Origin of the sequence: Leclercia sp. 119287, assembly GCF_009734485.1 — a bacterium.
GTDB lineage: Bacteria > Pseudomonadota > Gammaproteobacteria > Enterobacterales > Enterobacteriaceae > Enterobacter > Enterobacter adecarboxylatus_C.
Window position 1 is genome coordinate 4,229,472 of sequence record NZ_CP046445.1, and the last position, 23,266, is coordinate 4,252,737.

Here is a 23,266-nt window from a genome sequence, read left to right on the forward strand (position 1 = left end):
CTTTCTTTGAATCCCATCACAATCATTTAATCCCGCTTTTACCTTTCCCCCGCCGCTGGCTAAATTAGTAACTCATCCGACCACATAACAATAATTTTACACTGGAAGCGTTTATGAGCCACTACCCGTCGCTGTTCGCCCCCCTTGATCTGGGGTTCACCACGCTCAAAAACCGTGTGTTGATGGGCTCGATGCATACCGGTCTGGAAGAGCGGCCGGACGGCGCGGAGCGGCTGGCGGCCTTCTATGCCGAACGTGCCCGTCACGGGGTGGCGCTGATCGTCACCGGCGGCGTGGCCCCTGCGCTTTCTGGCGTCACGATGGAGGGCGGCGCGGTGCTGAACGATGTGGCACAACTGCCGCACCATCGGATCGTTACCGATGCCGTTCACCAGGAGGGCGGCAAAATCGCCCTGCAAATTCTGCATACCGGACGCTACAGCTATCAGCCGAACCTGGTAGCCCCGTCGGCGATCCAGGCCCCAATCAACCGCTTCAAGCCGCATGCCCTCACCCATGATGAAGTTCTGACCCTGATTGATGACTTCGCCCGCTGCGCCGCCCTGGCCCGCGAGGCGGGTTACGACGGCGTGGAGGTGATGGGCTCCGAAGGCTATCTGATCAACGAATTCCTCGCCGCGCGTACCAACCAGCGCGATGACGAATGGGGCGGGGACTATGCCCGGCGGATGCGCTTTGCGATCGAAGTGGTACGCGCGGTGCGGGAACGCGCCGGGAGCGACTTTATTATTATCTTCCGCCTGTCGATGCTCGACCTGGTGGGGGGCGGCGGCATCTTTGAGGAAACCGTCCGGCTGGCGCAGGCCATTGAAGCCGCAGGCGCAACCATCATCAACACCGGGATCGGCTGGCATGAGGCGCGGATCCCGACCATCGCCACCCCGGTGCCGCGCGCGGCGTTCAGCTGGGTGACGCGCAGGCTGAAAGGCAAAGTGTCGATCCCGCTGGTGACCACCAACCGCATTAACGATCCCCGGGTGGCGGACGATGTGATCTCCAGAGGCGATGCCGATATGGTGTCGATGGCGCGGCCTTTCCTCGCCGATGCGGAGATCCTCTCCAAAGCGCAGAGCGGCCGTGCGGATGAGATCAACACCTGTATCGGCTGCAACCAGGCCTGTCTGGATCAGATCTTCGTCGGCAAAGTCACCTCCTGCCTGGTCAACCCGCGTGCCTGCCACGAAACCCGAATGCCGGTGGTGCCGGCACTAAATAAGAAACGGCTGGCGGTCGTGGGTGCAGGTCCGGCGGGGCTGGCGTTTGCGGTGAATGCCGCGGCGCGCGGGCACAGCGTGACGCTGTTTGATGCCGCCGCTGAAATCGGTGGGCAGTTTAATATCGCCAAACAGATCCCCGGCAAAGAGGAGTTTTACGAGACCCTGCGCTATTACGCGCGGATGATCGACCTCACCGGGATCGATCTGCGGCTTAGCCAGTGGGTGAGCGCGCAGGATCTGATCGACTTTGACGAAACGATCCTCGCCAGCGGGATCGCCCCGCGCACCCCCGCGATCGAGGGCATCGATCATCCGAAGGTGCTGAGCTATCTCGACGTGCTGCGCGATAAAAAACCGGTGGGCGATCGGGTGGCGATTATCGGCTGCGGCGGGATCGGCTTTGATACCGCCATGTACCTGAGCCAGGCGGGCGAGCCCACCAGCCAGAATATTGCGGAATTCTGCGAGGAGTGGGGCATCGACACCAGCCTGAATCAGGTGGGCGGCCTGCGTCCGGAGGGGCCGCAGCAGCCGAAAAGCGCGCGTCAGATCGTGATGCTCCAGCGTAAGGCCAGCAAACCGGGCGAAGGACTGGGGAAAACCACCGGCTGGATCCATCGCACCACCCTGCTCTCGCGCGGTGTGAAGATGATCCCGGGGGTCAGTTATCAGAAGATCGACGACGAAGGACTTCACGTACTGATCGGCGGTGAACCGCAGCTCTTGCGCGTCGATCATGTGATTTTGTGTGCCGGTCAGGAGCCGAAGCGCGATCTGGCGGATCCGCTGCGCGAAGCAGGTAAAACGGTGCATCTGATTGGTGGGTGCGACGTGGCGATGGAGCTGGATGCAAGACGGGCGATTGCCCAGGGGACGAAATTAGCGCTGGAGATCTAACGGCATTGCCGGGCGGCGCTGCGCTTGCCCGGCCTACATTGTGTGCGGTCTGATGCCCGGTGGCGCTGCGCTTACCGGGCCTACAAAACCGTAGGCCGGTGCAAGCGCAGCGCCGCCCGGCAAAACAATCTTAACGACGGCGACCGAGCTTAACCGCCTTCAACACCACGAACTTGTTGTTGGTGGCTACGGTGGTGCAGTTGCCGAAAATCTTCTTCAGCTTGTGGAAGTAATCCAGATGGCGGTTAGCCACGATATAGAGCTCACCGTTAATTTTCAGGCAGCGACGCGCGTGGTGGAACATCTCCCAGGCGACGTTATCCGTCAGGGCATGCTTCTGGTGGAATGGCGGGTTACACAGCACCGCGTTAAAGCGGAACGGCTCCACGCCCGACAGCGCGTTGTTGATCATAAACTCGCAGCGATCCAGCGCTTCCGGCATGTTGGTTTCCACATTCAGACGGCTGGAGGCCACCGCCATCGGCGACTCGTCGCTGAAGACCACGCTGGCCTCCGGATTCTTCGCCAGCAGCGTCAGGCCAATCACGCCGTTACCGCAGCCGAGGTCAACGATCTCCCCCTCCAGGTTCTCCGGCAGATGTTCAATAAAGAAGCGCGCGCCGATATCCAGCCCGGTACGTGAAAAGACGTTGGCGTGGTTGTGGATAGTCCAGTCGGTGCCTTCCAGCTTCCAGCTCAGGGTTTCTGGCGCGTCGGCAAGTTGCGGAGCACTGAAAGTGCAGTTGATCAGGCGGGCTTTTTTCCACGCCAGCGTGGTGGTGGTTGGACCCAGCACTTTCTCGAACAGCTCAATGGTCGAGGTGTGGATATCACGCGCTTTTGCGCCCGCAATAATGCGCGTCTCTGGCGTCACAACCTTACGCAGGGCACGCAGCTGCTGCTCCAGCAAAGCCATGGTTTTCGGGATCTTAATCAGCACCACGCCCGGCGCCTGCGGATACTCTGCGGTGCTGTCGAGGAACTTCACGCTGCCTTCATCGAGCTCGTTGTGGCGCAGGTTCTCGCGCGTCGCCAGCTCGCTCAGATAGGAATCACCGATGCTGTACGGTGTATGTTCGACCAGCGCACAACCCAATGCGCCGAAAGCATCATTCAGGATCAGAACCGGGCCGCTAATTTCTGTCTCATCCAACTGTTGCAGCAGATATTCATCCGCCGCTTCCCACGCCTGAAGCGGGTTAACGTCGTCCGTTTCCGGGAAACGTTTTAAGTCGAGTGAACGGAAACCGTTGTCTAAGTGGCTCATCGGCCCTCCTGAATGGTAAAATTTCGGCGTTATCCCTGAAAAGGGTGCGTGAGTATACCCGTTTTCAAATTATTTTGGGGCTTTGATGAACCAACTGACTTATCTCCAGGGCTACCCGGAGCATTTACTTTCTCAGGTTCGCAGCCTGATTGCCGAGCAGAAGCTGGGCGCGGTGCTGGAAAAACGCTACCCGGGGACCCACGATTTCGCCACCGATAAAGCCCTCTGGCAGTATACGCAGGATCTGAAAAGCCGGTACCTGAAGAGCGCCCCGCCGATCAATAAGGTGATGTACGACAACAAGATCCACGTGCTGAAGAACGCCCTGGGTCTGCACACCGCCATCTCCCGCGTGCAGGGCGGCAAGCTGAAGGCCAAAGCCGAGATCCGCGTGGCGACCGTGTTCCGCAACGCACCGGAAGCCTTTTTGCGCATGATTGTGGTGCATGAGCTGGCGCACCTGAAAGAGAAAGAGCACGACAAAGCGTTCTACTCCCTGTGCTGCCATATGGAACCGCAGTATCACCAGCTGGAGTTTGATACCCGTTTGTGGCTTACGCATTTATCGTTAAATAGTAATACGGATTAGCGCACTCGTTTTGTCATTCTGACGTGCTACAGTGGCTAAAGGTTCCCAGCTACGGAGTTCGTGAACGTTTATGATACGTTTCGCAGTCATTGGGACGAACTGGATCACTCGCCAGTTCGTCGATGCCGCCCATGAGACCGGCAAATATAAGCTCACCGCAGTCTATTCCCGCAGCCTTGAACAGGCTCAGGCTTTTGCTAACGACTATCTCGTCGAGCATCTGTTTACCTCTCTGGAGGCGATGGCGCAAAGCGATGCCATTGACGCGGTCTATATTGCCAGCCCGAATTCACTGCATTTCCCGCAGACGACGCTGTTCCTCAGCCACAAAAAACATGTGATTTGCGAGAAGCCGCTGGCCTCCAATATAGAGGAAGTTGAAGCCGCCATTGCGCTTGCGCGGGAAAACCAGGTGGTGCTGTTCGAAGCGTTTAAAACCGCCAGCCTGCCGAATTTCCTGCTGCTACAGCAGTCCCTGTCGAAAGTGGGCCGCGTACGCAAAGCCTTTATTAACTATTGCCAGTACTCGTCGCGCTATCAGCGCTATCTCGACGGCGAGAACCCGAACACCTTTAATCCGGCGTTTTCCAACGGCTCGATTATGGACATCGGCTTCTACTGCCTGGCCTCGGCGGTGGCGCTGTGGGGCGAGCCGCACCGGATGCAGGCAACCGCCAGCCTGCTGGAGAGCGGTGTTGATGCCCACGGTCTGGTGGTGCTGGACTACGGTGATTTCAGCGTCACGCTGCAGCACTCCAAGGTGAGCGACTCGGTGCTGCCGAGCGAAATTCAGGGCGAAAACGGCTCGCTGGTGGTTGAGAAGATCTCCGAGTGCCAGAAGCTGAGCTACGTGCCGCGCGGCGGCAAGGCGCAGGAGCTGACGCAGCCTCAACATATCAACACTATGCTGTATGAGGCAGAGGTGTTTGCGCGTCTGGTCGAAACCCAGGAAGTGAACCATCCGGGCCTGGCGGTGAGCCGTACCACGGCGAAGCTACAGACCGAGATCCGTCGTCAGACGGGGGTGGTGTTCCCGGCGGATGGCCTGAATGCAGAAGTTACCGCGTAAAGCTGTGTAATGAATTCGCGCAGGCCATTGACGAAATCAATGGCCTGACATATTTTGTTACCTGCAAAGGGGAGTAACTTCCTGGCCGGTGGATCGTCATTACGATGCGTTTAATCCCGCATCCGGTCGCCGGGCAACGAAAAAGGAATGCGATTAACGTATTCCTTTCTTGTTGTAAGTGAGACCTTGCCGGAAGGCGAGGTCTATGCATAAAAAACGCAACGGCTATCGTCTTCTGACCATAGCCGTTTTTGTTTTTTAGAGCCTACCCCAGAAGGCGTAATTGGCGCAGACAATTTGAACACGGACAGCGCGCAGCAACCGGAACGTACACGTAGTACGTGAGGATTGCGAGCACTGCCCAGGTTCAAAATGGCAAGCAAAATAGCCTTGTGGGGTAGGCTCGTACAGGAAGGAAAATTTTATGAATACTGTCGGTACTCCGCTGATGTGGGGCGGATTCGCAGTCGTGGTCCTGATCATGCTGGCGATCGATCTCTTTTTACAGGGGCGTCGCGGCGCACATGGCATGACCATGAAACAGGCGGCCGCCTGGTCGCTGGTGTGGGTCACCCTCTCCCTGCTCTTCTGTGCCGCCTTCTGGTGGTATCTCTCTATCACTCAGGGCCGCGCGGTGGCCGATCCCCAGGCGCTGGCGTTCCTGACGGGCTATCTGATTGAAAAAGCCCTGGCAGTGGATAACGTCTTCGTCTGGCTGATGCTGTTCAGCTACTTTGCCGTACCGGCTGCCCTGCAGCGTCGGGTGCTGGTGTATGGCGTGCTGGGCGCGATCGTCCTGCGTACCATCATGATCTTCGCCGGCAGCTGGCTGATCTCGCAGTTCGAATGGCTGCTCTATATCTTCGGCGCGTTCCTGCTGTTTACCGGTGTGAAGATGGCGCTGGCGAAGGAAGACGAAACCGGTATTGGCGAGAAGCCGCTGGTGCGCTGGATCCGCAGCCACCTGCGCATGACCGACACCATCGAGAACGAGCACTTCTTCGTGCGCAAGAACGGGCTGCTGTTCGCTACCCCGCTGCTGCTGGTGCTGATCATGGTGGAGCTGAGCGACGTGATTTTCGCGGTCGACAGCATTCCGGCGATCTTCGCGGTGACCACTGACCCGTTCATCGTGCTGACGTCGAACCTCTTTGCCATCCTCGGCCTGCGTGCCATGTACTTCCTGCTGGCGGGCGTGGCGGAGCGCTTCACAATGCTGAAGTACGGCCTGTCGGTGATCCTGGTGTTTATCGGTATCAAGATGATGATTGTCGATTTTTACCACATCCCGATCGCCATCTCGCTGGGCGTGGTGTTTGGTATCCTGGTCCTGACCCTGCTTATCAACGCCTGGGTGAACCACCAGAACGATAAGAAGCGGCAGATCCAGTAAGGGTTTGTGCGGTTTGATGCCCGGCGGCGCGACGCTTGCCGGGCCTACGGTTTGTAGGCCGGGTAAGCGCAGCGCCACCCGACAAAAATGTAAATATACAGTTAAAAAATATGACGCAGCACGTAAAACCCAGCATTTTACGCTTCCCTCGCATTGCGCTTTCAATATACTCAATCTTGCAAACCACACACCTCTAACCGGGATGATAAGTGCCTGAGAGCACCCCCGGGACGGAACGCAATTTCACTGAAGGAATTTTCCATGACCACACAATCTACTGGTATGCTCGCGCGTCTGACGCAGGGCAGCCTCGTCAAACAAATACTGATAGGCCTGGTGCTGGGTATTTTACTGGCACTGGTTTCTAAACCGGCCGCTATTGCCACTGGCTTACTCGGCACCCTGTTCGTTGGCGCGTTAAAAGCCGTCGCACCGGTGCTGGTGCTGATGCTGGTGATGGCCTCCATTGCCAACCACCAGCACGGCCAGAAAACCAACATTCGTCCGATTCTGTTCCTCTATCTGCTGGGTACTTTCTCTGCTGCCCTGACGGCGGTGGTGTTTAGCTTCCTGTTCCCGTCCACGCTGCAACTTACCACTGCCGCGGGAGATATCACCCCGCCATCCGGCATTGTCGAGGTGCTTCGCGGCCTGCTGATGAGCATGGTCTCTAACCCGATTGATGCTCTGCTGAATGCCAACTATATCGGCATTCTGGTGTGGGCCATCGGGCTGGGCTTTGCCCTGCGCCATGGTAACGACACCACCAAAAACCTGGTTAACGACATGTCCAACGCGGTGACCTTTATGGTGAAAGTGGTGATCCGCTTTGCGCCAATCGGTATCTTCGGCCTGGTCTCCTCCACCCTGGCCACCACCGGGTTTGAAACCCTGTGGGGCTACGCCCAGCTGCTGCTGGTGCTGATTGGCTGTATGCTGCTGGTGGCGCTGGTGATCAACCCGCTGCTGGTGTTCTGGCAGATCCGCCGTAACCCGTATCCACTGGTGCTGATGTGCCTGCGTGAGAGCGGCGTCTACGCCTTCTTTACGCGCAGCTCTGCGGCAAACATTCCGGTGAACATGGCCCTGGCCGAGAAGCTGAACCTGGATCGTGACACCTACTCCGTCTCCATCCCGCTGGGTGCGACCGTCAATATGGCGGGTGCGGCGATCACCATCACCGTGCTGACGCTGGCGGCGGTGCATACTCTGGGTATTCCGGTGGATCTGCCAACTGCGCTGCTATTGAGCGTCGTAGCATCGCTGTGCGCCTGTGGCGCATCGGGTGTGGCGGGCGGTTCGCTGCTGCTGATCCCGCTGGCCTGTAATATGTTCGGTATCCCGAATGAAGTGGCCATGCAGGTCGTAGCGGTCGGCTTTATCATTGGCGTGCTGCAGGACTCCTGCGAAACGGCGCTGAACTCCTCGACTGACGTGCTGTTTACCGCCGCGGCCTGTCAGGCTGAAGACGCGCGTCTGGCGAAAAACGCGCTGCGCAGCTAATAAAAAAGGCCCGGTCAGTGACCGGGCCTTTTACTTTCGTAGGCCGGGCAAACGCAGTGCCGCCCGGCAAACACACTTACAGCGTCACACCACTCTTAAAGATCGCCAGCTCGCGGAAGTCGTTTTTCTCGTTGCAGGTCTGCTTGCCGTTAGCGATATCAACAATCACATCCACAAACTCCGTTAACAGCTGCGGCATCGCTTTGCCGTGGATCAGCTGACCGGCGTCAAAATCGATCCAGTGCTTTTTCTTCGCCGCCAGCTCGCTGTTGGTGGCAATTTTTACCGTCGGCACAAAACCGCCGTACGGCGTGCCGCGACCGGTGCTGAACAGCACCATATGGCAGCCCGCACCCGCCAGGGCGCTGGTGGCCACGGCGTCATTGCCCGGCGCGCTTAACAGGTTCAGCCCGTGAGTTTGCAGCCGCTCGCCGTAGCGCAGGACATCCACCACCTGGCTGGCGCCCGCTTTCTGGGTGCAGCCGAGGGATTTCTCTTCGAGCGTCGTGATCCCGCCCGCTTTGTTACCCGGGGATGGGTTCTCGTAAATCGGCTGGTTGTGGGCGATAAAATACTGCTTGAAGTCGTTGACCATGGTAACGGTCTTTTCAAAGGTCGCTTCGTCGCGGCAGTGGCTCATCAAAATGCGCTCCGCGCCGAACATCTCCGGCACTTCGGTCAGCACGGTGGTGCCGCCGTTGCTGATGACGTAGTCGGAGAACTGACCCAGCATCGGGTTGGCGGTAATGCCGGACAGGCCGTCTGAGCCGCCGCACTCCAGACCAAACTTCAGCTCGCTCAGCTTGCCCGCTTCACGTTTGTCGTGACGCATCACCTCATACAGCTGATGCAGATGCTCCAGCCCGGCTTCCACTTCGTCGTCCTGATGCTGACAGACCATAAAGTGCACGCGTGCCGGATCGAAATCCCCCAGCGTTTCGCGGAAGGCATCGACCTGGTTGTTCTCGCAGCCAAGGCCGATCACCAGCACCGCCCCGGCGTTCGGGTGGCGCACCATGTTTTGCAGCATGGTGCGGGTGTTGATGTGGTCGTCGCCCAGCTGGGAACAGCCGTAGGTGTGGCTGAACAGATGAACGCCGTCAGTCCCTTCTGCCTGCCCGGTCTCTTTCAGGAACCGGCTCTGGATCTGACGGGCGATGCCGTTGACGCAGCCGACGGTCGGCAGGATCCACAGTTCATTGCGGATCCCCACCTCCCCGCTGGCGCGGCGGTAGATCTGAACGTCACGATCCGCCGCCTGGCTGGCCTCAGCCTGTAACTCAGGTTGATAGCTGTACTCATCCAGATCGCTCAGATTGGTGCGCGTATTGTGGGAGTGAATGAATTCACCCGCCGCGATATCCGCCAGCGCATGGCCGATAGGCAGACCGTATTTAACGACGTTCTCCCCTTTGGCAATGGGTTGCAGGGCGAACTTGTGCCCGCGCGCCACGTCCTGGCGCAGCGTGACGGTCTGGTTTTCAAACGTCACGTCCAGACCTTCGCTCAGGTCGGCCAGCGCGACCGCTACGTTATCCAGCGAATGGATCTTGATGTATTGCATATCAACCCTCAGAAGGCCTTAGTTCAGTTCAATAGCGAAGTAGTCGCGCGCATTGTTAAAGCAGATGTTTCTCACCATTTCGCCCAGCAGCTGGATATCGGCCGGGGCTTCGCCCGCTGTCACCCAGCGGCCAATCATCTGGCACAAAATGCGGCGGAAATATTCATGGCGAGTATAAGAAAGGAAGCTGCGGCTGTCGGTCAGCATCCCGACAAAGCGGCTCAGCAGGCCGAGCTGCGCCAGCTGGGTCATCTGACGCTCCATGCCGTCTTTCTGGTCGTTGAACCACCAGCCGGAACCGAACTGCATCTTGCCTGGCATGCCTTCGCCCTGGAAGTTGCCGATCATGGTGCCCAGCACCTCGTTATCACGCGGGTTCAGGCAGTAGAGAATGGTTTTCGGCAGCAGATTTTCTTCGTTCTGTTTGCTCAGCAGTTTCGACAGCTCTTCCGCCAGGGGACGGTCGTTAATGGAGTCAAAACCGACGTCAGCGCCCAGCAGCTTGAACTGGCGCAGGTTGTTATTGCGCAGCGCGCCGATGTGGTACTGCTGCACCCAGCCGCGACGGGCATACTCTGCCGCCAGCCAGACCAGTACCGCAGTTTTGAACTGCGCCACTTCGTGTTCGTTCAGGCTTTCACCGGCCAGACGACGCGCCAGAATGCTGTCCAGCTCGGCTTCGTTGGCGTCGGCAAACAGCACCACGTCCAGAGCATGGTCAGACACTTTACAGCCGTGAGCCGCAAAGTGATCCAGACGCTTCGCCAGCGCGGTCTGCAGATCGCCGAAACGGCGGATCTCGGTATCAGAGACTTCACTCAGCTTCGCCATGTAGTCAGCAAAGGTTGCCTGCTCAATGTTGAAGGCTTTGTCCGGGCGCCAGCTTGGCAGCACTTTAACGTCAAACGAGCTGTCTTTCGCGACAACGGCGTGATGTTCCAGCGAGTCGATCGGATCGTCGGTGGTGCCGACCATCTTGACGTTCATCTGCTTCATGATGCCGCGGGCAGAGAAGGTGTCCTGCGCCAGCAGCTCGTTGCATTCGTTCCAGATCTCATCGGCGGTAGCCGGAGAGAGCAGCTTGCCGGTAATGCCAAACGGACGGCGCAGCTCCAGATGGGTCCAATGGTACAGCGGGTTACCGATGGTGTGCGGCACGGTCGCGGCCCAGGCGTCGAATTTTTCACGATCGGAGGCATCGCCGGTACAGAGGCGTTCCGCCACCCCGTTAGTGCGCATAGCACGCCACTTGTAGTGGTCACCTTTCAGCCAGATGTCATACAGGTTTTTGAAACGGTAATTTTCGGCAACCTGCTGCGGCGGAAGGTGGCAGTGGTAGTCGAAAATCGGCTGGTCTTTTGCGTAATCATGATACAGACGGCGGGCAAATTCGGTATCTAACAGAAAATCTTCAGTCATAAACGGGGTCATTATCGTCTTCCTCTTACGAGCCTACGAGTGCGTCAGAAAAGTAATGTTCAGATGCTGCAAAGTTATCACACCAATTTCCAGAGGCCGATGATTTTTTCGTGAGTTAGATCAATAAACGTCGACAAATAATCTACATCCAAAGTGGTAAATACCGCTAAACCCCGCGCCAGCTCTGGCCTGACAGAGCAGAGACATTGTCCTTACAAAGATTGACACTTTTGTGATGTCACTCACCTTTTAAAGTTGTATGACAAGTTATCTTTTCGCCGTCGCAAATTATAAGCCGACGGAATGCGTTACCGGTGCCACAGGCATCGGACTCAGCGGTAAGGATACCGACTTATGCACGTTTACTTATGGCAAGGTTCGGGTCGTTCCGGGAGTGATCCCGGTAACACCCTCCCGTTGATAAACATCTCACGCCTGGCGTAGGGATGCCCGTACTCCGGTGCGGCAATAACATAACGATGAGGTTTTACATGCGTAAAATTAAAGGGTTACGTTGGTACATGATCGCACTGGTGACGCTCGGCACCGTGCTGGGCTACCTGACGCGTAACACCATAGCGGCGGCTGCACCGACGCTGATGGAAGAGCTGCACATCTCCACACAACAATATTCTTATATTATCGCGGCCTACTCCGCGGCTTATACCATCATGCAGCCGGTAGCAGGCTACGTGCTGGATATTCTGGGCACCAAGGTCGGCTACGCGGTCTTCGCCGTCACCTGGGCTATCTTCTGCGGCGCAACCGCGCTGGCAGGCAGCTGGGGCGGCCTGGCGCTGGCCCGCGGCGCAGTCGGTGCGGCGGAAGCGGCGATGATCCCTGCGGGTCTGAAAGCGGCGTCCGAGTGGTTCCCGGCGAAAGAGCGTTCCATTGCGGTGGGCTACTTCAACGTGGGTTCCTCTATCGGCGCAATGATTGCTCCGCCGCTAGTGGTGTGGGCTATCGTGATGCACAGCTGGCAGCTGGCGTTTATTCTCTCCGGCGTGCTGAGCTTTGCCTGGGCAATGTCCTGGCTGATCTTCTACAAACACCCGCGCGATCAGAAGAAGCTGTCTGAAGAAGAACGCGACTACATCATCGGCGGCCAGGAGTCTCAGCACCAGACCAACAACGGCAAGAAGATGTCTGTTCTGCAGATCCTCGGCACCCGTCAGTTCTGGGGTATCGCCCTGCCGCGCTTCCTGGCAGAACCGGCCTGGGGTACCTTCAACGCCTGGATCCCGCTGTTCATGTTTAAAGTCTACGGCTTTAACCTGAAAGAGATCGCCATGTTCGCCTGGATGCCAATGCTGTTTGCTGACCTCGGCTGTATCGTCGGCGGCTATCTGCCACCGCTGTTCCAGCGCTGGTTTGGCGTGAACCTGATCGTCTCCCGTAAAATGGTGGTGACCATGGGCGCCCTGCTGATGATTGGCCCGGGTATGATCGGCCTGTTCACCAGCCCATACGTGGCAATTGGTCTGCTGTGTATCGGTGGTTTTGCTCACCAGTCTCTGTCCGGTGCGCTGATTACGCTCTCTTCTGACGTCTTTGGTCGTAACGAAGTGGCGACTGCCAACGGCCTGACCGGGATGGCTGCCTGGACTGCCAGCACCATGTTTGCCCTGGTGGTAGGTGCGCTGGCTGACACCATCGGCTTCAGCCCGCTGTTCGCGGTCCTGGCGGTGTTCGACCTGATGGGTGCGGTGCTTATCTGGACGGTGCTGAAAAACAAATCTGCGGATGAGTTGCAGCAAGAGTCTGTTGGAAGGCCGGCAACGCAGAGTTAGTGTAATGCCGGGTGGCGCTGCGCTTACCCGGCCTACAGAACCCGGAGGCCCGCGCCGCCGGGCATATAAAGGCCGCTTCTGAGCGGCTTTTTTGCGGGTCAAATCTGGAGACAAACGGGTAAAAGTGGTATAACAAATCATTAGCCATACCCTGCCTGGAGCGCATATGGAAATCAACGAACCCCGTCGTCTTTATCAGCAACTTGCTGCCGAGCTGAAAGCTCGTATCGAGCAAGGCGTGTATCTGGTAGGTGACAAATTACCCGCCGAGCGTTTTATTGCTGATGAGAAGAGCGTAAGCCGCACCGTGGTTCGTGAAGCCATCATCATGCTGGAAGTTGAAGGCTATGTTGAAGTGCGTAAGGGTTCAGGCATTCATGTCATCTCCAGTCAGGCAAAACACTCCCCGGCCCCGGACGAAAATCTGGAATTTGCCAACTACGGTCCCTTTGAGCTGCTCCAGGCCCGTCAGCTTATCGAAAGCAATATCGCCGAGTTCGCGGCGACGCAGGTGACCAAGCAGGACATCATGAAGCTGATGGAGATCCAGGATAACGCGCGTAAAGAAAAATGCTTCCGCGACTCCGAGTGGGATCTGCAGTTTCACGTCCAGGTGGCCCTCGCCACGCAAAATACCGCCCTGGCGGCAATTGTCGAAAAAATGTGGACTCAACGCGTTCATAACCCGTACTGGAAAAAACTGCACGATCACATCGATTCCCGTACCGTGGATAACTGGTGCGACGATCATGACCAGATCCTTAAAGCCCTGATCCGTAAAGACCCGCATGCGGCAAAACTGGCGATGTGGCAGCATCTCGAGAACACCAAACAGATGTTGTTCAATGAAACCAGCGACGACTTCGAATTCAATGCCGACCGCTATCTTTTTGCGGAGAATCCGGTGGTTCACCTCGATACCGCCGTCAGTCACGCGAAATAAGCCCCTTTTTCTACCGGCAGGCGCTTCGCTGCGCCTTTCGGCCCCGGTGGGTAAGCAAACCTTTAGAGTGTCAGCGTTTGTAAAAGACCTCGCGTCCTCTGCCTGGGTTAAGCCAAAATCAATCCTGGAATGATGCAAATACTGTGACGGATCCCTTCAGGCTTTGTTACAATTAGATGCATTTAGCCGTTTAGCTTGTTAGTTAGTGCTTGCTTACTTTGCCACTTAACAGGGAACAGTTCTGGCCACACATTGTGTCCGCGAGCGACCATAATGAAATTATAAAAAATGTCGCCGTGCTGTTTGACCCGGTTGACAGGTGTGCCGTTAACCGATTTTCAGGAACACTGAATGGAACTTTTGACCCAACTACTGAACGCCTTATGGGCTCAGGATTTCGAAACGCTGGCCAATCCTTCCATGATTGGCATGCTCTATTTTGTCCTGTTTATGATCCTGTTTCTTGAAAACGGTCTGCTACCTGCCGCTTTCCTGCCCGGCGATAGTTTGCTGGTGCTGGTGGGCGTGCTCTGTGCAAAAGGGGCAATGCAGTTCCCGCAAACCGTGCTGCTGCTGACTATTGCCGCCAGCCTCGGCTGCTGGTTGAGCTATATCCAGGGGCGATGGCTCGGCAATACGCGCATCGTGCAAAACTGGCTTTCCCATCTCCCGGCACACTATCATCAGCGAGCGCACCATCTGTTCCATAAGCACGGGCTCTCCGCGCTGCTGGTGGGCCGCTTCATCGCCTTTGTCCGTACCCTTCTGCCAACGATTGCCGGGCTCTCCGGCCTCAGCAGCACCCGTTTTCAGTTCTTTAACTGGATGAGCGGCCTGCTATGGGTGCTGATCCTGACCACCCTCGGCTACCTGCTCGGTAAGACCCCGGTATTCCTGAAGTACGAAGATCAGCTGATGTCCTGCCTGATGCTGCTGCCCGTCGTGCTGCTGGTGTTTGGCCTGATTGGTTCGCTGGTGGTGTTGTGGAAGAAAAAACATGGAAGTCAGGGTTAAAGCAATGAGCAATTCAACCCCGTCACTGCGCCGTCTCTCTTACGCCATGGTTGCGCTGATGATGTTCAGCGCCTTGCTGCTGGCCTGGACGGCGCTGCAAAAGCAGGAATCAACGCTGGCGATCCGCTCCGTTAATCAGGGCACCAGCATGCCAGATGGCTTCTCCATCTGGCACCATCTGGATGCGAACGGCATTCAGTTCAAGAGCATTACCCCACAGAATGACGTGCTGCTGATCACCTTCGACTCCAGCGTGCAGAGCGCCGCAGCGAAGAAGGTGCTCGACCGAAGCCTGCCGCACGGTTATATCATTGCCCAACAGGATGAGGGTAATCAGGCGTCCGCCTGGCTGACGCGTCTGCGTGATACCTCGCGCCTGTTAGGCTAAATTTCCACTATTCTGAATCTTTTCACTCACTTTGGTGATATCACCGTTTACTTACTATGCTTAAGTACGCGGAGCACCTCCCACTCGTACTCCGCACAACTCTGGAAATCGACATTCCCGCAGGTTATGTCGAAAAACAATGGAAGGTTTTCATAATGAATTACCGCATCGCCCTGGGCCTCGCCCTTTTTTCTTTAAGCGCAGCATCATTCGCGTCTTCTCTGTGTCAGGAGAAGGAAAAGGACATTCAACGCGAGATCAGCTACGCTGAAAAGCATAACAATCAGAGTCGAATCAACGGGCTGCAGAAGGCCCTTAGCGAAGTTAAAGCTAACTGTTCAGACAGCAAGCTGCGTGCCGATTATCAGCGCAAAATTGCCGATCAGAAAGAGGAGATTGCTGAACGCCGCCAGGATCTGGCGGAGGCAAAAGAGAAAGGCGATGCGGACAAGATTACAAAACGTGAGCATAAGCTGCTGGAGGCGCAGAACGAGCTGAAAGCGCTGGAGTCTCGCGATTACTGATTTAATGGACATCTTAACAGGAGAGAATCATGTCAAAAGATACTACGTCAGACCATTTACGCGCTGAACTGAAGTCCCTGGCGGATACCCTGGAAGAGGTGCTGAGCTCCTCGAGCAGTAAGTCGAAAGAAGAGCTGAGTAAACTGCGCAATAAAGCGGAGCAGGCCCTGCATGAGAGCCGTTACCGTCTGGGCGAAACCAGCGATGTGCTGGCGAAACAGACCCGTGAAGCCGCTGCGCGCGCCGATGAGTACGTACGTGAAAATCCGTGGGCCGGGGTAGGTATCGGTGCTGCGGTTGGCGTCGTCATCGGCATGCTCCTTACGCGACGTTAATTATGGAAGATTCACGTCAACCACAAGGGCCCGCAAAAAACGTCCTCGGTATCGGACAGCGGATTTTAACCACTCTCGTCGGCATCGCGGAGACGCGTATCCGTCTGGCAGTGGTTGAACTGGAAGAAGAGAAAGCAAACATCTTCCAGCTGCTACTGATGTTGGGGTTGACCATGCTCTTCGCCGCGTTTGGCCTGATGAGCCTTATGGTATTAATTATTTGGGCAGTCGATCCGCAATACCGCCTCAATGTGATGATTGGCACAACCGTGGTACTGCTGCTCGCCGCTCTGATAGGCGGAATATGGACGATGCGCAAGGTGCGCCACTCGACCCTGTTGCACCATACCCGTAAGGAACTGGCTAACGACCGGTCATTGCTGGAGGATGAGAAAAAGTGAGCAGAAGCAGATCAGAACGTCAGCGAGAGAAGGCATTTTTGCTAAGCCAGATCCAGCAGCAGCGGATTGATCTGTCAGCAGGCAGCCGCGACTGGCTGGAAGCGACCCACGCTTACGACCGTGGCTGGAATACCTTCCTGAGCCTCCGCGCCTGGGCGCTGGTGGCGAGCAGCATTATGGCGGTGCGGGCAGTCCGACATCCGAACATGCTGATCCGCTGGGCGCGCCGCGGTTTCGGTATCTGGAGTGCCTGGAAGCTGGTGAAATCGACGATTAATCAGCAGCAGTTACGCAAATCCGACGCACGCTGACGTTGTCCTCTGCCTCACCCGGTAAAGCGCCTTCTGGCGCTTTACTTTTTTGTGCCGTCCCGCCTTGCTCAATATCTTTGAAAAAGATTGACAGTTTTCCTTGCTAACAATCCCCATTCACCCCGTTTATGATTCTCTCCATCGACAGCGAGACCGCGGCATCCGCCCGATTTTGCACACTAAATAGTATTTATAGCCCAAGTGGTTCCCTGGAGAGTAAGATGAAAAAATTAGAAGATGTTGGTGTACTGGTTGCGCGTATCCTGATGCCAATCCTGTTTATTACCGCAGGCTGGGGCAAAATCGGTGGCTACGCCGGTACGCAACAGTATATGGAAGCGATGGGCGTTCCGGGGTTCCTGCTGCCGCTGACCATTCTGCTTGAGTTTGGGGGTGGTCTGGCGATCCTGTTCGGTTTCCTGACCCGCACTACGGCACTGTTTACCGCAGGCTTCACCCTGCTGACGGCGTTCCTGTTCCACAGCAACTTTGCGGAAGGCGTGAACTCCCTGATGTTCATGAAAAACCTGACCATCGCAGGCGGTTTCCTGCTGCTGGCCATCACCGGCCCGGGTGCATACAGCATCGACCGCGTTCTGAATAAGAAGTGGTAAGCACGCTATACTGAATCAAAAAGCGAGGAGATATCTCCTCGCTTTTGCTATCTAAGGAGGAAAAGATGGGACAACTCGTAGACGGCGTCTGGCAGGATACCTGGTATGACACCAAATCCACCGGAGGGCGTTTTAAGCGCTCCGTTTCGGCCTTCCGTAACTGGCTTACCGCCGACGGCGCGCCTGGCCCGAGCGGCGAAGGCGGCTTTGCGGCAGAGAAAGATCGTTACCATCTCTATGTCTCGCTTGCCTGCCCGTGGGCACACCGCACGCTGATCGTCCGCGCCCTGAAGGGGCTGGAGACGCTGATCCCCGTCTCGGTGGTGCATCCGTTGATGCTGGAAAATGGCTGGACCTTCGGCAGCGATTTCCCGGCGGCCACCGGCGATTCACTCTATCACCACGATTTTCTCTATCAGCTTTACCTGCGCGCCGACCCGCACTACACCGGCCGGGTAACCGTTCCGGTACTGTGGGACAAGAAAAATCAGACCATTGTCAGCAATGAATCGGCGGAGATCATCCGCATGCTGAACACCGCGTTTGATGCTCACGGCGCCCGGGCGGGCGATTTTTATCCGCCGGCGCTGCGCGATAAAATTGATGACCTGAATAGCTGGATCTACGACAACGTCAATAACGGCGTCTATAAGGCCGGGTTTGCTACCAGCCAGGAAGCCTATGACGAAGCCGTGAATAACGTCTTTGCGTCACTGGAGCGTCTGGAGCAAATCCTGGGTCAGCACCGCTATCTGACCGGTAACCAGCTGACCGAAGCCGATATTCGCCTGTGGACCACTCTGGTTCGCTTCGATCCGGTTTACGTGACCCACTTTAAGTGCGATAAACGCCGGATCAGCGATTACCTCAATTTGTACGGTTTCCTGCGCGACATCTATCAGATGCCGGGAATTGCAGAGACGGTCGATTTTGACCATATCCGTAACCACTATTACCGCAGCCACAAAACCATTAATCCGACGGGCATTATTTCCATCGGCCCGTGGCAGGATCTGACTGAACCGCACGGCCGCGACGCTCGCTTCGACTAAGCCTCAGGGGCGCTTTTCTGGCGCCCTTTACCCCTCTTTTATTCCCGTCTATGCTTTATTTGAACCCTTAGAAAACAAGTGATTAATTGCTACTGAGGCCACAACAAATGGACTGGTATCTAAAAGTACTGCGAAATTATATTGGGTTTAAAGGGCGCGCCCGGCGCAAAGAATACTGGATGTTTATTCTGGTGAACTTCATTCTGATCTGCGTCCTGGGTCTCATCGACAAAATGCTGGGCTGGGAGCGGGCTGGCGGCGAGGGCATTCTCACCACGGTATATGGCCTGCTGGTGTTTCTGCCGGGGTGGGCGGTACTGTTTCGCCGACTGCACGATACCGACAGGTCGGCATGGTGGCTGCTGCTGGTACTGATCCCGGTGCTCGGCTGGATAATTATTTTGATCTTCAACTGCCAGCGCGGAACGGTAGGTGAAAACCGTTTTGGGCCGGATCCGCTGCTAAACAACTGATGGATTGCCCGGCGGCGCTGCGCCTGCCGGGCCTTCAGATTACTTCTGGGTAAACAGCTTCTGGATCTCGCGCAGACACCAGGATTTGGCTTCGCCCATGCTGTCACGTCGCCACGCCATTATGATATCCACTTCACTGGTGTACTCCGGGCTGACAACCCGCAGCCGTCCTTCGGCAATATCTTTTTCCACAAAGGGATACGGCATAGTGGCCACGCCCAGCCCGGCCAGCAGCGCCTGACGCTTATCTTCCAGGGTACTGACGGTGAGACGCGGCTGTTTATCGAGCAGCTGGACAGTTAATACCGGGCGCTCGCGGGCAGTATCCGCCACCGCCACGCCGCGGTACTTCACGCGGGTCACTTCGGAGAGCGGCTCCGGCTCCTGGTGGATCGGATGATCCGGTGCTGCGACGTAGACGTTCAACACTTTATAGAGCTTGCGGGAGTTGATTTCGGACGAAGAGCGGAAGTGCATGTCCGGGGCGATGACGATATCGGCCCGTCCCTGCTCCAGACGCTCCCACGCCCCGGCGAGTACCTCGGTGATAATCGACAGCTGGGTATTGGCTTTATCCGCCAGGCGATCCACCAGCGGGTAGAGCGCAGTGGTGGGCACCAGGGCCTCGGTGACCAGCGTCAGGTGCGTTTCCCAGCCGCGGGCCAGGGCTTCAGCGTCGGTGGTCAGTTTATCCGCCGCTTCCAGCAGTACGCGACCGCGCTCCAGCAACATTCGCCCGACGTTGGTGAATTTTGTTCGGTGACCGGAGCGGTCAAACAGCACCACATCCAGCTCTTCTTCCAGCTTCTGCATGGTATAGCTCAGGGCAGATGGCACGCGCCCCAGTTCATCCGCTGCTGCGGCGAAGCTACCGCGTCGATCGATCGCGTCCATCACCCGCAGTGCTTCAAGGGTCAATGCTCTCTCTTTAGCCATGGCGTTCTCATTCAGTAAATTTGAACATACCGGGCAGAATATCTGGCTAACAATGCAGCGTCCATACCTTTACCATTGTTTTAGTGTAAAGAGAGGTCAAGTTTTATGATTACGACAAGAACAGCCAAACAGTGCGGACAAGCCGATTTCGGTTGGCTGCAGGCCCGCTACACCTTTTCCTTTGGACACTACTTTGACCCGAAGCTGCTGGGCTATGCCTCTTTGCGCGTACTGAATCAGGAGGTACTCGCACCCGGGGCCTCGTTTCAGCCGCGTACCTATCCAAAAGTGGATATCCTGAACCTGATTCTTGAAGGCGAAGCAGAGTATCGCGACAGCGAGGGCAACCATGTCCAGGCGAAAGCCGGTGAAGCATTGCTGATAGCCACTCAGCCAGGCATTAGCTATAGCGAGCACAACCTCAGCAAAGATAAGACGCTGACGCGGATGCAGCTGTGGCTGGATGCCTGCCCGGAGCGTGAAAACCCGCCGCTCCAGAAGATCGATCTGCTGGAAGGGAAGCAGCAGCTGCTGGCCTCGCCCGACGGCAGCGCAGGCAGCCTGCAGTTACGCCAGCAGGTGTGGGTGCATCATATCGAGCTGAATAAAGGGGAGCGCCTGAGCTTCCAGCTGCATGGCCCGCGCGCCTATCTGCAGTCCATTCATGGCACGGTTCATGCGTTAACGCCAGCCGAAGAGCGGGAAGCGCTGACCTGCGGGGATGGGGCGTTTATCCGCGACGAGGCGAATATCACCTTGGTGGCCGATACGCCCCTGCGGGCGCTGCTGATTGATTTGCCGGTGTAAGACGGCCCCTCGCTCCGCAAGGAGAGAGGGGCATCATTTCAGGACACCTTTTGCGCCATTATTTCGATAATCTGCCGGTCGGTCGCCTGCATTGAGCGGCATGCCAGTGAGCAGAGATTGGCGATAGACTGTTCGACATCATGCGCCACAATCCCTTCGTTGCCGGTAACAGCAGAGTCATCCAGCGCCATCATCACCGACTTCCAGGCGCAGCTTACGCTGGTCGAGACCTTCATCGCACAGCTGTTAGACGCACCATCACAGATCATCCCGCTGACATCACCAATCATACTGCTTATCGCCATCGCGATAGCGTTATAACGGCCATCCAGTAGCCATGCCATACCTGCCGCTGCCCCCATGGCTGCCGTGGTTGCCGCACACAGAGCCGACAGCCGAGGAAGCTGATAGTGGATATAAATCGCCGACAGGTGCGAAAGCATCAGCGCCCGCGCCAGTTTTTCGTCATCAGCCTGAACATGCTCAGCGACCACCACTACCGGCATGGTGGCAGTAATCCCCTGATTACCCGATCCGGAATTGCTCATGGCGGGCAGCGTCGCACCGCCCATGCGGGCATCCGACGCGGCACTGGTGCGGATCACAATTTCCGAGCCAAGATCCCGGGCAAAAAAACCGGTCGCCTGCTGTTTATGCAAGGTCGCGCCGATATGTAACCCCCATTTGCCGGATAATCCTTCCCGGGATAACGCATCGTTCAGACGCGCCGCCTGCAGAATAAAACGGATCGCCGGGAACGGCACATGCTCAATAAACTCGAGGATCTGCGACAGCGTGGCGCGCGAAAGCATCGCCAGCGGATCGTCAGTACCCCCCTGCGGTTGCTCATCGAGCCTGAAACAGGTTTTACCCTGACAATCGATCTGCACAACCCGGGTATGACCGCCTGCAATGGTGACGCTTGCCGATTTATCCCCGGCATAAACACGTGCACGGGAATAGAGAATCTCGTCGCAGGGATCCTGCAACTTCACCTGCACCTTTCCAGCCTTAAGTAACGCTTTCGCTCGGGCGACGGCCTCTGCGGAGGCATCTTTTAACACCTCCAGCCCGCCCTGGGCATTGCCACCGATAGCCCCCAGCGCGGCAGCAATCGGTAGCCCCACCATTCCGGTGCCTGGCACCGTCACACCCAGTCCATTTTTCATTAAATTCGGTGAAACCCACGCTTCTATTTGTGTAATTTCACCACTCAACTGCTTAGCCGCTATAGCACAGGCCAGCGCCAGCGAAACAGGCTCCGTACATCCCAGCGCAGGTTTTACCTCTTCCTGCACCGCGTGAATAAACAGGTTCCACAAAGGATTCATTTGCTCAGACATCGTTACGACCTTCATTGCGCCTCACGAAAATGCGAGGAAAGGAGAAACACAAAGCAGCAGCCCGGTAATGATAATGATCACCAGCGACACGCCTTTGTATTTGTGCAGCGCAGGGACCTTGTAGACCAGCCACGCCGGAATTAAGCAGCCCACCATGCCGAAAATGGGGCTGCAGATAGAGGTGAAGCTCAGCACCGGCGCGTTTAATACGATGGCGCTCCAGGCAAGCAGAATGGCGAAGAGCATAATGCCGCGCTGTACGGTACGTTCATTGATTTTTTCCGCTGGCAATTTGCGACGCAGGATGTTCATGACGATGCCCTGAGTGGCTTCACGAAAGCCGAGATAGACACCAAAGAATGCCGTCATGACTGCGAAGATATTCAGCACCACGCTGACGATTTTGACCCAACCCGCGCCGTCACCGCTGATAAACTGCGCGGCAATCGCCAGGGCAGAGATATTTTGCTCATAGGCCTTAACCGCTTCGTCATGCCCCATCGCAAGGGTAAAAGAAACCGCGTAGAAAAAGACGGTCACAAACAGAATGCCAAACGCGATATTCATCGCCCGCAGGGCTTTATGCCGCGCCACTTCAATCGATTTCGAACGTGAGCGGTAGGAGATCACCATCGGGCTGAGCGTCTGAATAAACAGAATGGAGGTTAAGGTAAAGGGCAGTGTAATAATGGCGTTTTTAATCAACAGCCCCACCGGCGGTAACGTCCCGACGTTATACAGATGCCACATGCCGATCATCGATAATCCTAACGCAGCCACCACCAGCAATTTGGTAAGCACCATCAGGCTGGAAACTTTAAACAAGAGCTTTTCGCCGCGCGAGGAGATTGCCACCAGAATACAGATCAGAAACAAACCATAGAGCGGGTTCTCTGACAGCAGGCCGTCGGTCACGCCGAAGGTATGCAGATAGGATGCGCTGTCATTGGTGATCGCCGTGGAGTAAACGAACATCCAGATAACCAGCATCACGAAATAGAGCGCTCCTAATAAGATGCCCCAGTTTTTGCCTAAATAGCCGCTAATCACGCTCGGGTAGTCTTTGCACTCCGGTGATTCCGCCAGGGTGTTAATAAATAACCGCTGAAACAGGTACATGGCCGGATAACCGATAATCGAGGACAGCAGAAAAACCCACAGTCCCATCAGGCCAACCTGCACCGGGAGAAAAACAATGCCCGCGCCAATGGCCATCCCGATACTCATGATGACCCAACCGGTATCGGTACTGTCGAATTTAATCGCTTCCTGCCATTCACTTTCACTCATTCCTGCCCGTCTTGCCGCCGGGGAGTCGTTCACAATCACGCTGCTGTTTGTCGCCGTATCCATTAGGCTCTCGCTTATTTTGTAGGGTAGACAGTTATTTTTATGG

The 23,266-nt window shown here is 56.5% G+C and carries 23 protein-coding genes; 17 read left to right on the top strand and 6 right to left on the bottom strand.

Annotated elements, in window-relative coordinates; all coding sequences use genetic code 11:
* The first annotated feature begins 113 nt into the window (after nt 1–113).
* Entirely contained in the window at nt 114–2,135 is a 2,022-nt protein-coding gene (locus GNG27_RS20265) for an NADPH-dependent 2,4-dienoyl-CoA reductase (RefSeq protein WP_156264691.1), read from the top strand.
* 130 nt (nt 2,136–2,265) lie between these two features.
* Here the strand turns inward: GNG27_RS20265 and rlmG are convergent, their stop codons facing one another.
* On the bottom strand, nt 2,266–3,402 hold the full coding sequence (gene rlmG, locus GNG27_RS20270; RefSeq protein ID WP_156264692.1) for a 23S rRNA (guanine(1835)-N(2))-methyltransferase RlmG: 1,137 nt from the start codon (nt 3,400–3,402) through the stop codon (nt 2,266–2,268).
* Nucleotides 3,403–3,487: 85 nt separating this feature from the next.
* Between rlmG and GNG27_RS20275 the strand changes: the two genes are divergently transcribed.
* The 4 genes from GNG27_RS20275 (at nt 3,488) to sstT (ending at nt 7,956) form a co-directional block, all read left to right on the top strand.
* The gene (locus GNG27_RS20275; protein WP_156264693.1) at nt 3,488–3,991 is read left to right on the top strand and encodes a YgjP-like metallopeptidase domain-containing protein; all 504 of its coding nucleotides are present in this window, start codon (nt 3,488–3,490) and stop codon (nt 3,989–3,991) included.
* Between the two features lie 70 nt (nt 3,992–4,061).
* Nucleotides 4,062–5,060: a Gfo/Idh/MocA family protein gene (locus GNG27_RS20280; RefSeq protein WP_156264694.1), complete on the top strand. Its 999-nt coding sequence runs from the start codon at nt 4,062–4,064 to the stop codon at nt 5,058–5,060.
* 424 nt (nt 5,061–5,484) lie between these two features.
* Complete coding sequence (locus GNG27_RS20285) at nt 5,485–6,453, top strand: TerC family protein (RefSeq protein ID WP_156264695.1); 969 nt, start codon at nt 5,485–5,487, stop codon at nt 6,451–6,453.
* 261 nt (nt 6,454–6,714) lie between these two features.
* Nucleotides 6,715–7,956 (top strand): serine/threonine transporter SstT, encoded by a 1,242-nt coding sequence (gene sstT / locus GNG27_RS20290; RefSeq protein WP_156264696.1) that lies wholly within the window; start codon nt 6,715–6,717, stop codon nt 7,954–7,956.
* Nucleotides 7,957–8,032: 76 nt separating this feature from the next.
* Here sstT and GNG27_RS20295 read toward each other — a convergent pair whose 3' ends face one another.
* Together GNG27_RS20295 and uxaC are read right to left on the bottom strand one after the other, a co-directional pair.
* Nucleotides 8,033–9,520 carry a UxaA family hydrolase gene (locus GNG27_RS20295; RefSeq protein WP_156264697.1) on the bottom strand — a complete coding sequence of 496 codons (1,488 nt, stop codon included), beginning with the start codon at nt 9,518–9,520 and terminating at the stop codon, nt 8,033–8,035.
* 18 nt (nt 9,521–9,538) lie between these two features.
* The gene (gene uxaC / locus GNG27_RS20300) at nt 9,539–10,951 is read right to left on the bottom strand and encodes a glucuronate isomerase (protein ID WP_156264698.1); all 1,413 of its coding nucleotides are present in this window, start codon (nt 10,949–10,951) and stop codon (nt 9,539–9,541) included.
* A gap of 479 nt (nt 10,952–11,430) precedes the next feature.
* Here uxaC and GNG27_RS20305 point away from each other — a divergent pair, with 479 nt between their 5' ends.
* From GNG27_RS20305 to GNG27_RS20355, 11 genes are all read left to right on the top strand, one after another.
* Nucleotides 11,431–12,729: an MFS transporter gene (locus GNG27_RS20305; RefSeq protein ID WP_142487198.1), complete on the top strand. Its 1,299-nt coding sequence runs from the start codon at nt 11,431–11,433 to the stop codon at nt 12,727–12,729.
* 166 nt (nt 12,730–12,895) lie between these two features.
* Complete coding sequence (gene exuR / locus GNG27_RS20310; RefSeq protein ID WP_142487199.1) at nt 12,896–13,672, top strand: transcriptional regulator ExuR; 777 nt, start codon at nt 12,896–12,898, stop codon at nt 13,670–13,672.
* 351 nt (nt 13,673–14,023) lie between these two features.
* Nucleotides 14,024–14,686, top strand: coding sequence for a DedA family general envelope maintenance protein YqjA (gene yqjA, locus GNG27_RS20315; protein WP_059307126.1), 663 nt, complete (start codon nt 14,024–14,026; stop codon nt 14,684–14,686).
* 4 nt (nt 14,687–14,690) lie between these two features.
* The gene (gene mzrA, locus GNG27_RS20320) at nt 14,691–15,074 is read left to right on the top strand and encodes an EnvZ/OmpR regulon moderator MzrA (RefSeq protein WP_142487200.1); all 384 of its coding nucleotides are present in this window, start codon (nt 14,691–14,693) and stop codon (nt 15,072–15,074) included.
* Between the two features lie 155 nt (nt 15,075–15,229).
* Entirely contained in the window at nt 15,230–15,598 is a 369-nt protein-coding gene (locus tag GNG27_RS20325) for a DUF1090 domain-containing protein (RefSeq protein WP_156264699.1), read from the top strand.
* Nucleotides 15,599–15,627: 29 nt separating this feature from the next.
* Nucleotides 15,628–15,933 carry a YqjD family protein gene (locus GNG27_RS20330; RefSeq protein ID WP_032614327.1) on the top strand — a complete coding sequence of 102 codons (306 nt, stop codon included), beginning with the start codon at nt 15,628–15,630 and terminating at the stop codon, nt 15,931–15,933.
* Nucleotides 15,934–15,935: 2 nt separating this feature from the next.
* The gene (locus GNG27_RS20335; RefSeq protein ID WP_142487203.1) at nt 15,936–16,334 is read left to right on the top strand and encodes a phage holin family protein; all 399 of its coding nucleotides are present in this window, start codon (nt 15,936–15,938) and stop codon (nt 16,332–16,334) included.
* On the top strand, nt 16,331–16,645 hold the full coding sequence (locus GNG27_RS20340; protein WP_156264700.1) for a YqjK-like family protein: 315 nt from the start codon (nt 16,331–16,333) through the stop codon (nt 16,643–16,645). Before GNG27_RS20335 ends, GNG27_RS20340 begins: the two co-directional genes overlap by 4 nt.
* A gap of 221 nt (nt 16,646–16,866) precedes the next feature.
* Complete coding sequence (locus GNG27_RS20345) at nt 16,867–17,259, top strand: DoxX family protein (RefSeq protein WP_181247303.1); 393 nt, start codon at nt 16,867–16,869, stop codon at nt 17,257–17,259.
* A gap of 65 nt (nt 17,260–17,324) precedes the next feature.
* Nucleotides 17,325–18,311, top strand: a complete 987-nt coding sequence (locus GNG27_RS20350) for a glutathione S-transferase family protein (RefSeq protein ID WP_142487206.1) — start codon at nt 17,325–17,327, stop codon at nt 18,309–18,311.
* 107 nt (nt 18,312–18,418) lie between these two features.
* A complete protein-coding gene (locus tag GNG27_RS20355; protein WP_142487207.1) occupies nt 18,419–18,784 on the top strand; it encodes a DUF805 domain-containing protein in 366 nt (121 codons plus the stop codon).
* 39 nt (nt 18,785–18,823) lie between these two features.
* Here GNG27_RS20355 and GNG27_RS20360 read toward each other — a convergent pair whose 3' ends face one another.
* The gene (locus tag GNG27_RS20360; protein ID WP_106994774.1) at nt 18,824–19,720 is read right to left on the bottom strand and encodes a LysR family transcriptional regulator; all 897 of its coding nucleotides are present in this window, start codon (nt 19,718–19,720) and stop codon (nt 18,824–18,826) included.
* Between the two features lie 105 nt (nt 19,721–19,825).
* Between GNG27_RS20360 and GNG27_RS20365 the strand changes: the two genes are divergently transcribed.
* The gene (locus tag GNG27_RS20365) at nt 19,826–20,527 is read left to right on the top strand and encodes a pirin family protein (RefSeq protein WP_142487208.1); all 702 of its coding nucleotides are present in this window, start codon (nt 19,826–19,828) and stop codon (nt 20,525–20,527) included.
* Between the two features lie 38 nt (nt 20,528–20,565).
* Here the strand turns inward: GNG27_RS20365 and GNG27_RS20370 are convergent, their stop codons facing one another.
* Together GNG27_RS20370 and GNG27_RS20375 are read right to left on the bottom strand one after the other, a co-directional pair.
* Nucleotides 20,566–21,870, bottom strand: coding sequence for a serine dehydratase subunit alpha family protein (locus GNG27_RS20370; protein ID WP_156264702.1), 1,305 nt, complete (start codon nt 21,868–21,870; stop codon nt 20,566–20,568).
* A 21-nt stretch (nt 21,871–21,891) separates the two neighbouring features.
* Entirely contained in the window at nt 21,892–23,223 is a 1,332-nt protein-coding gene (locus GNG27_RS20375; protein ID WP_156264703.1) for an amino acid permease, read from the bottom strand.
* Nucleotides 23,224–23,266: the final 43 nt, after the last annotated feature.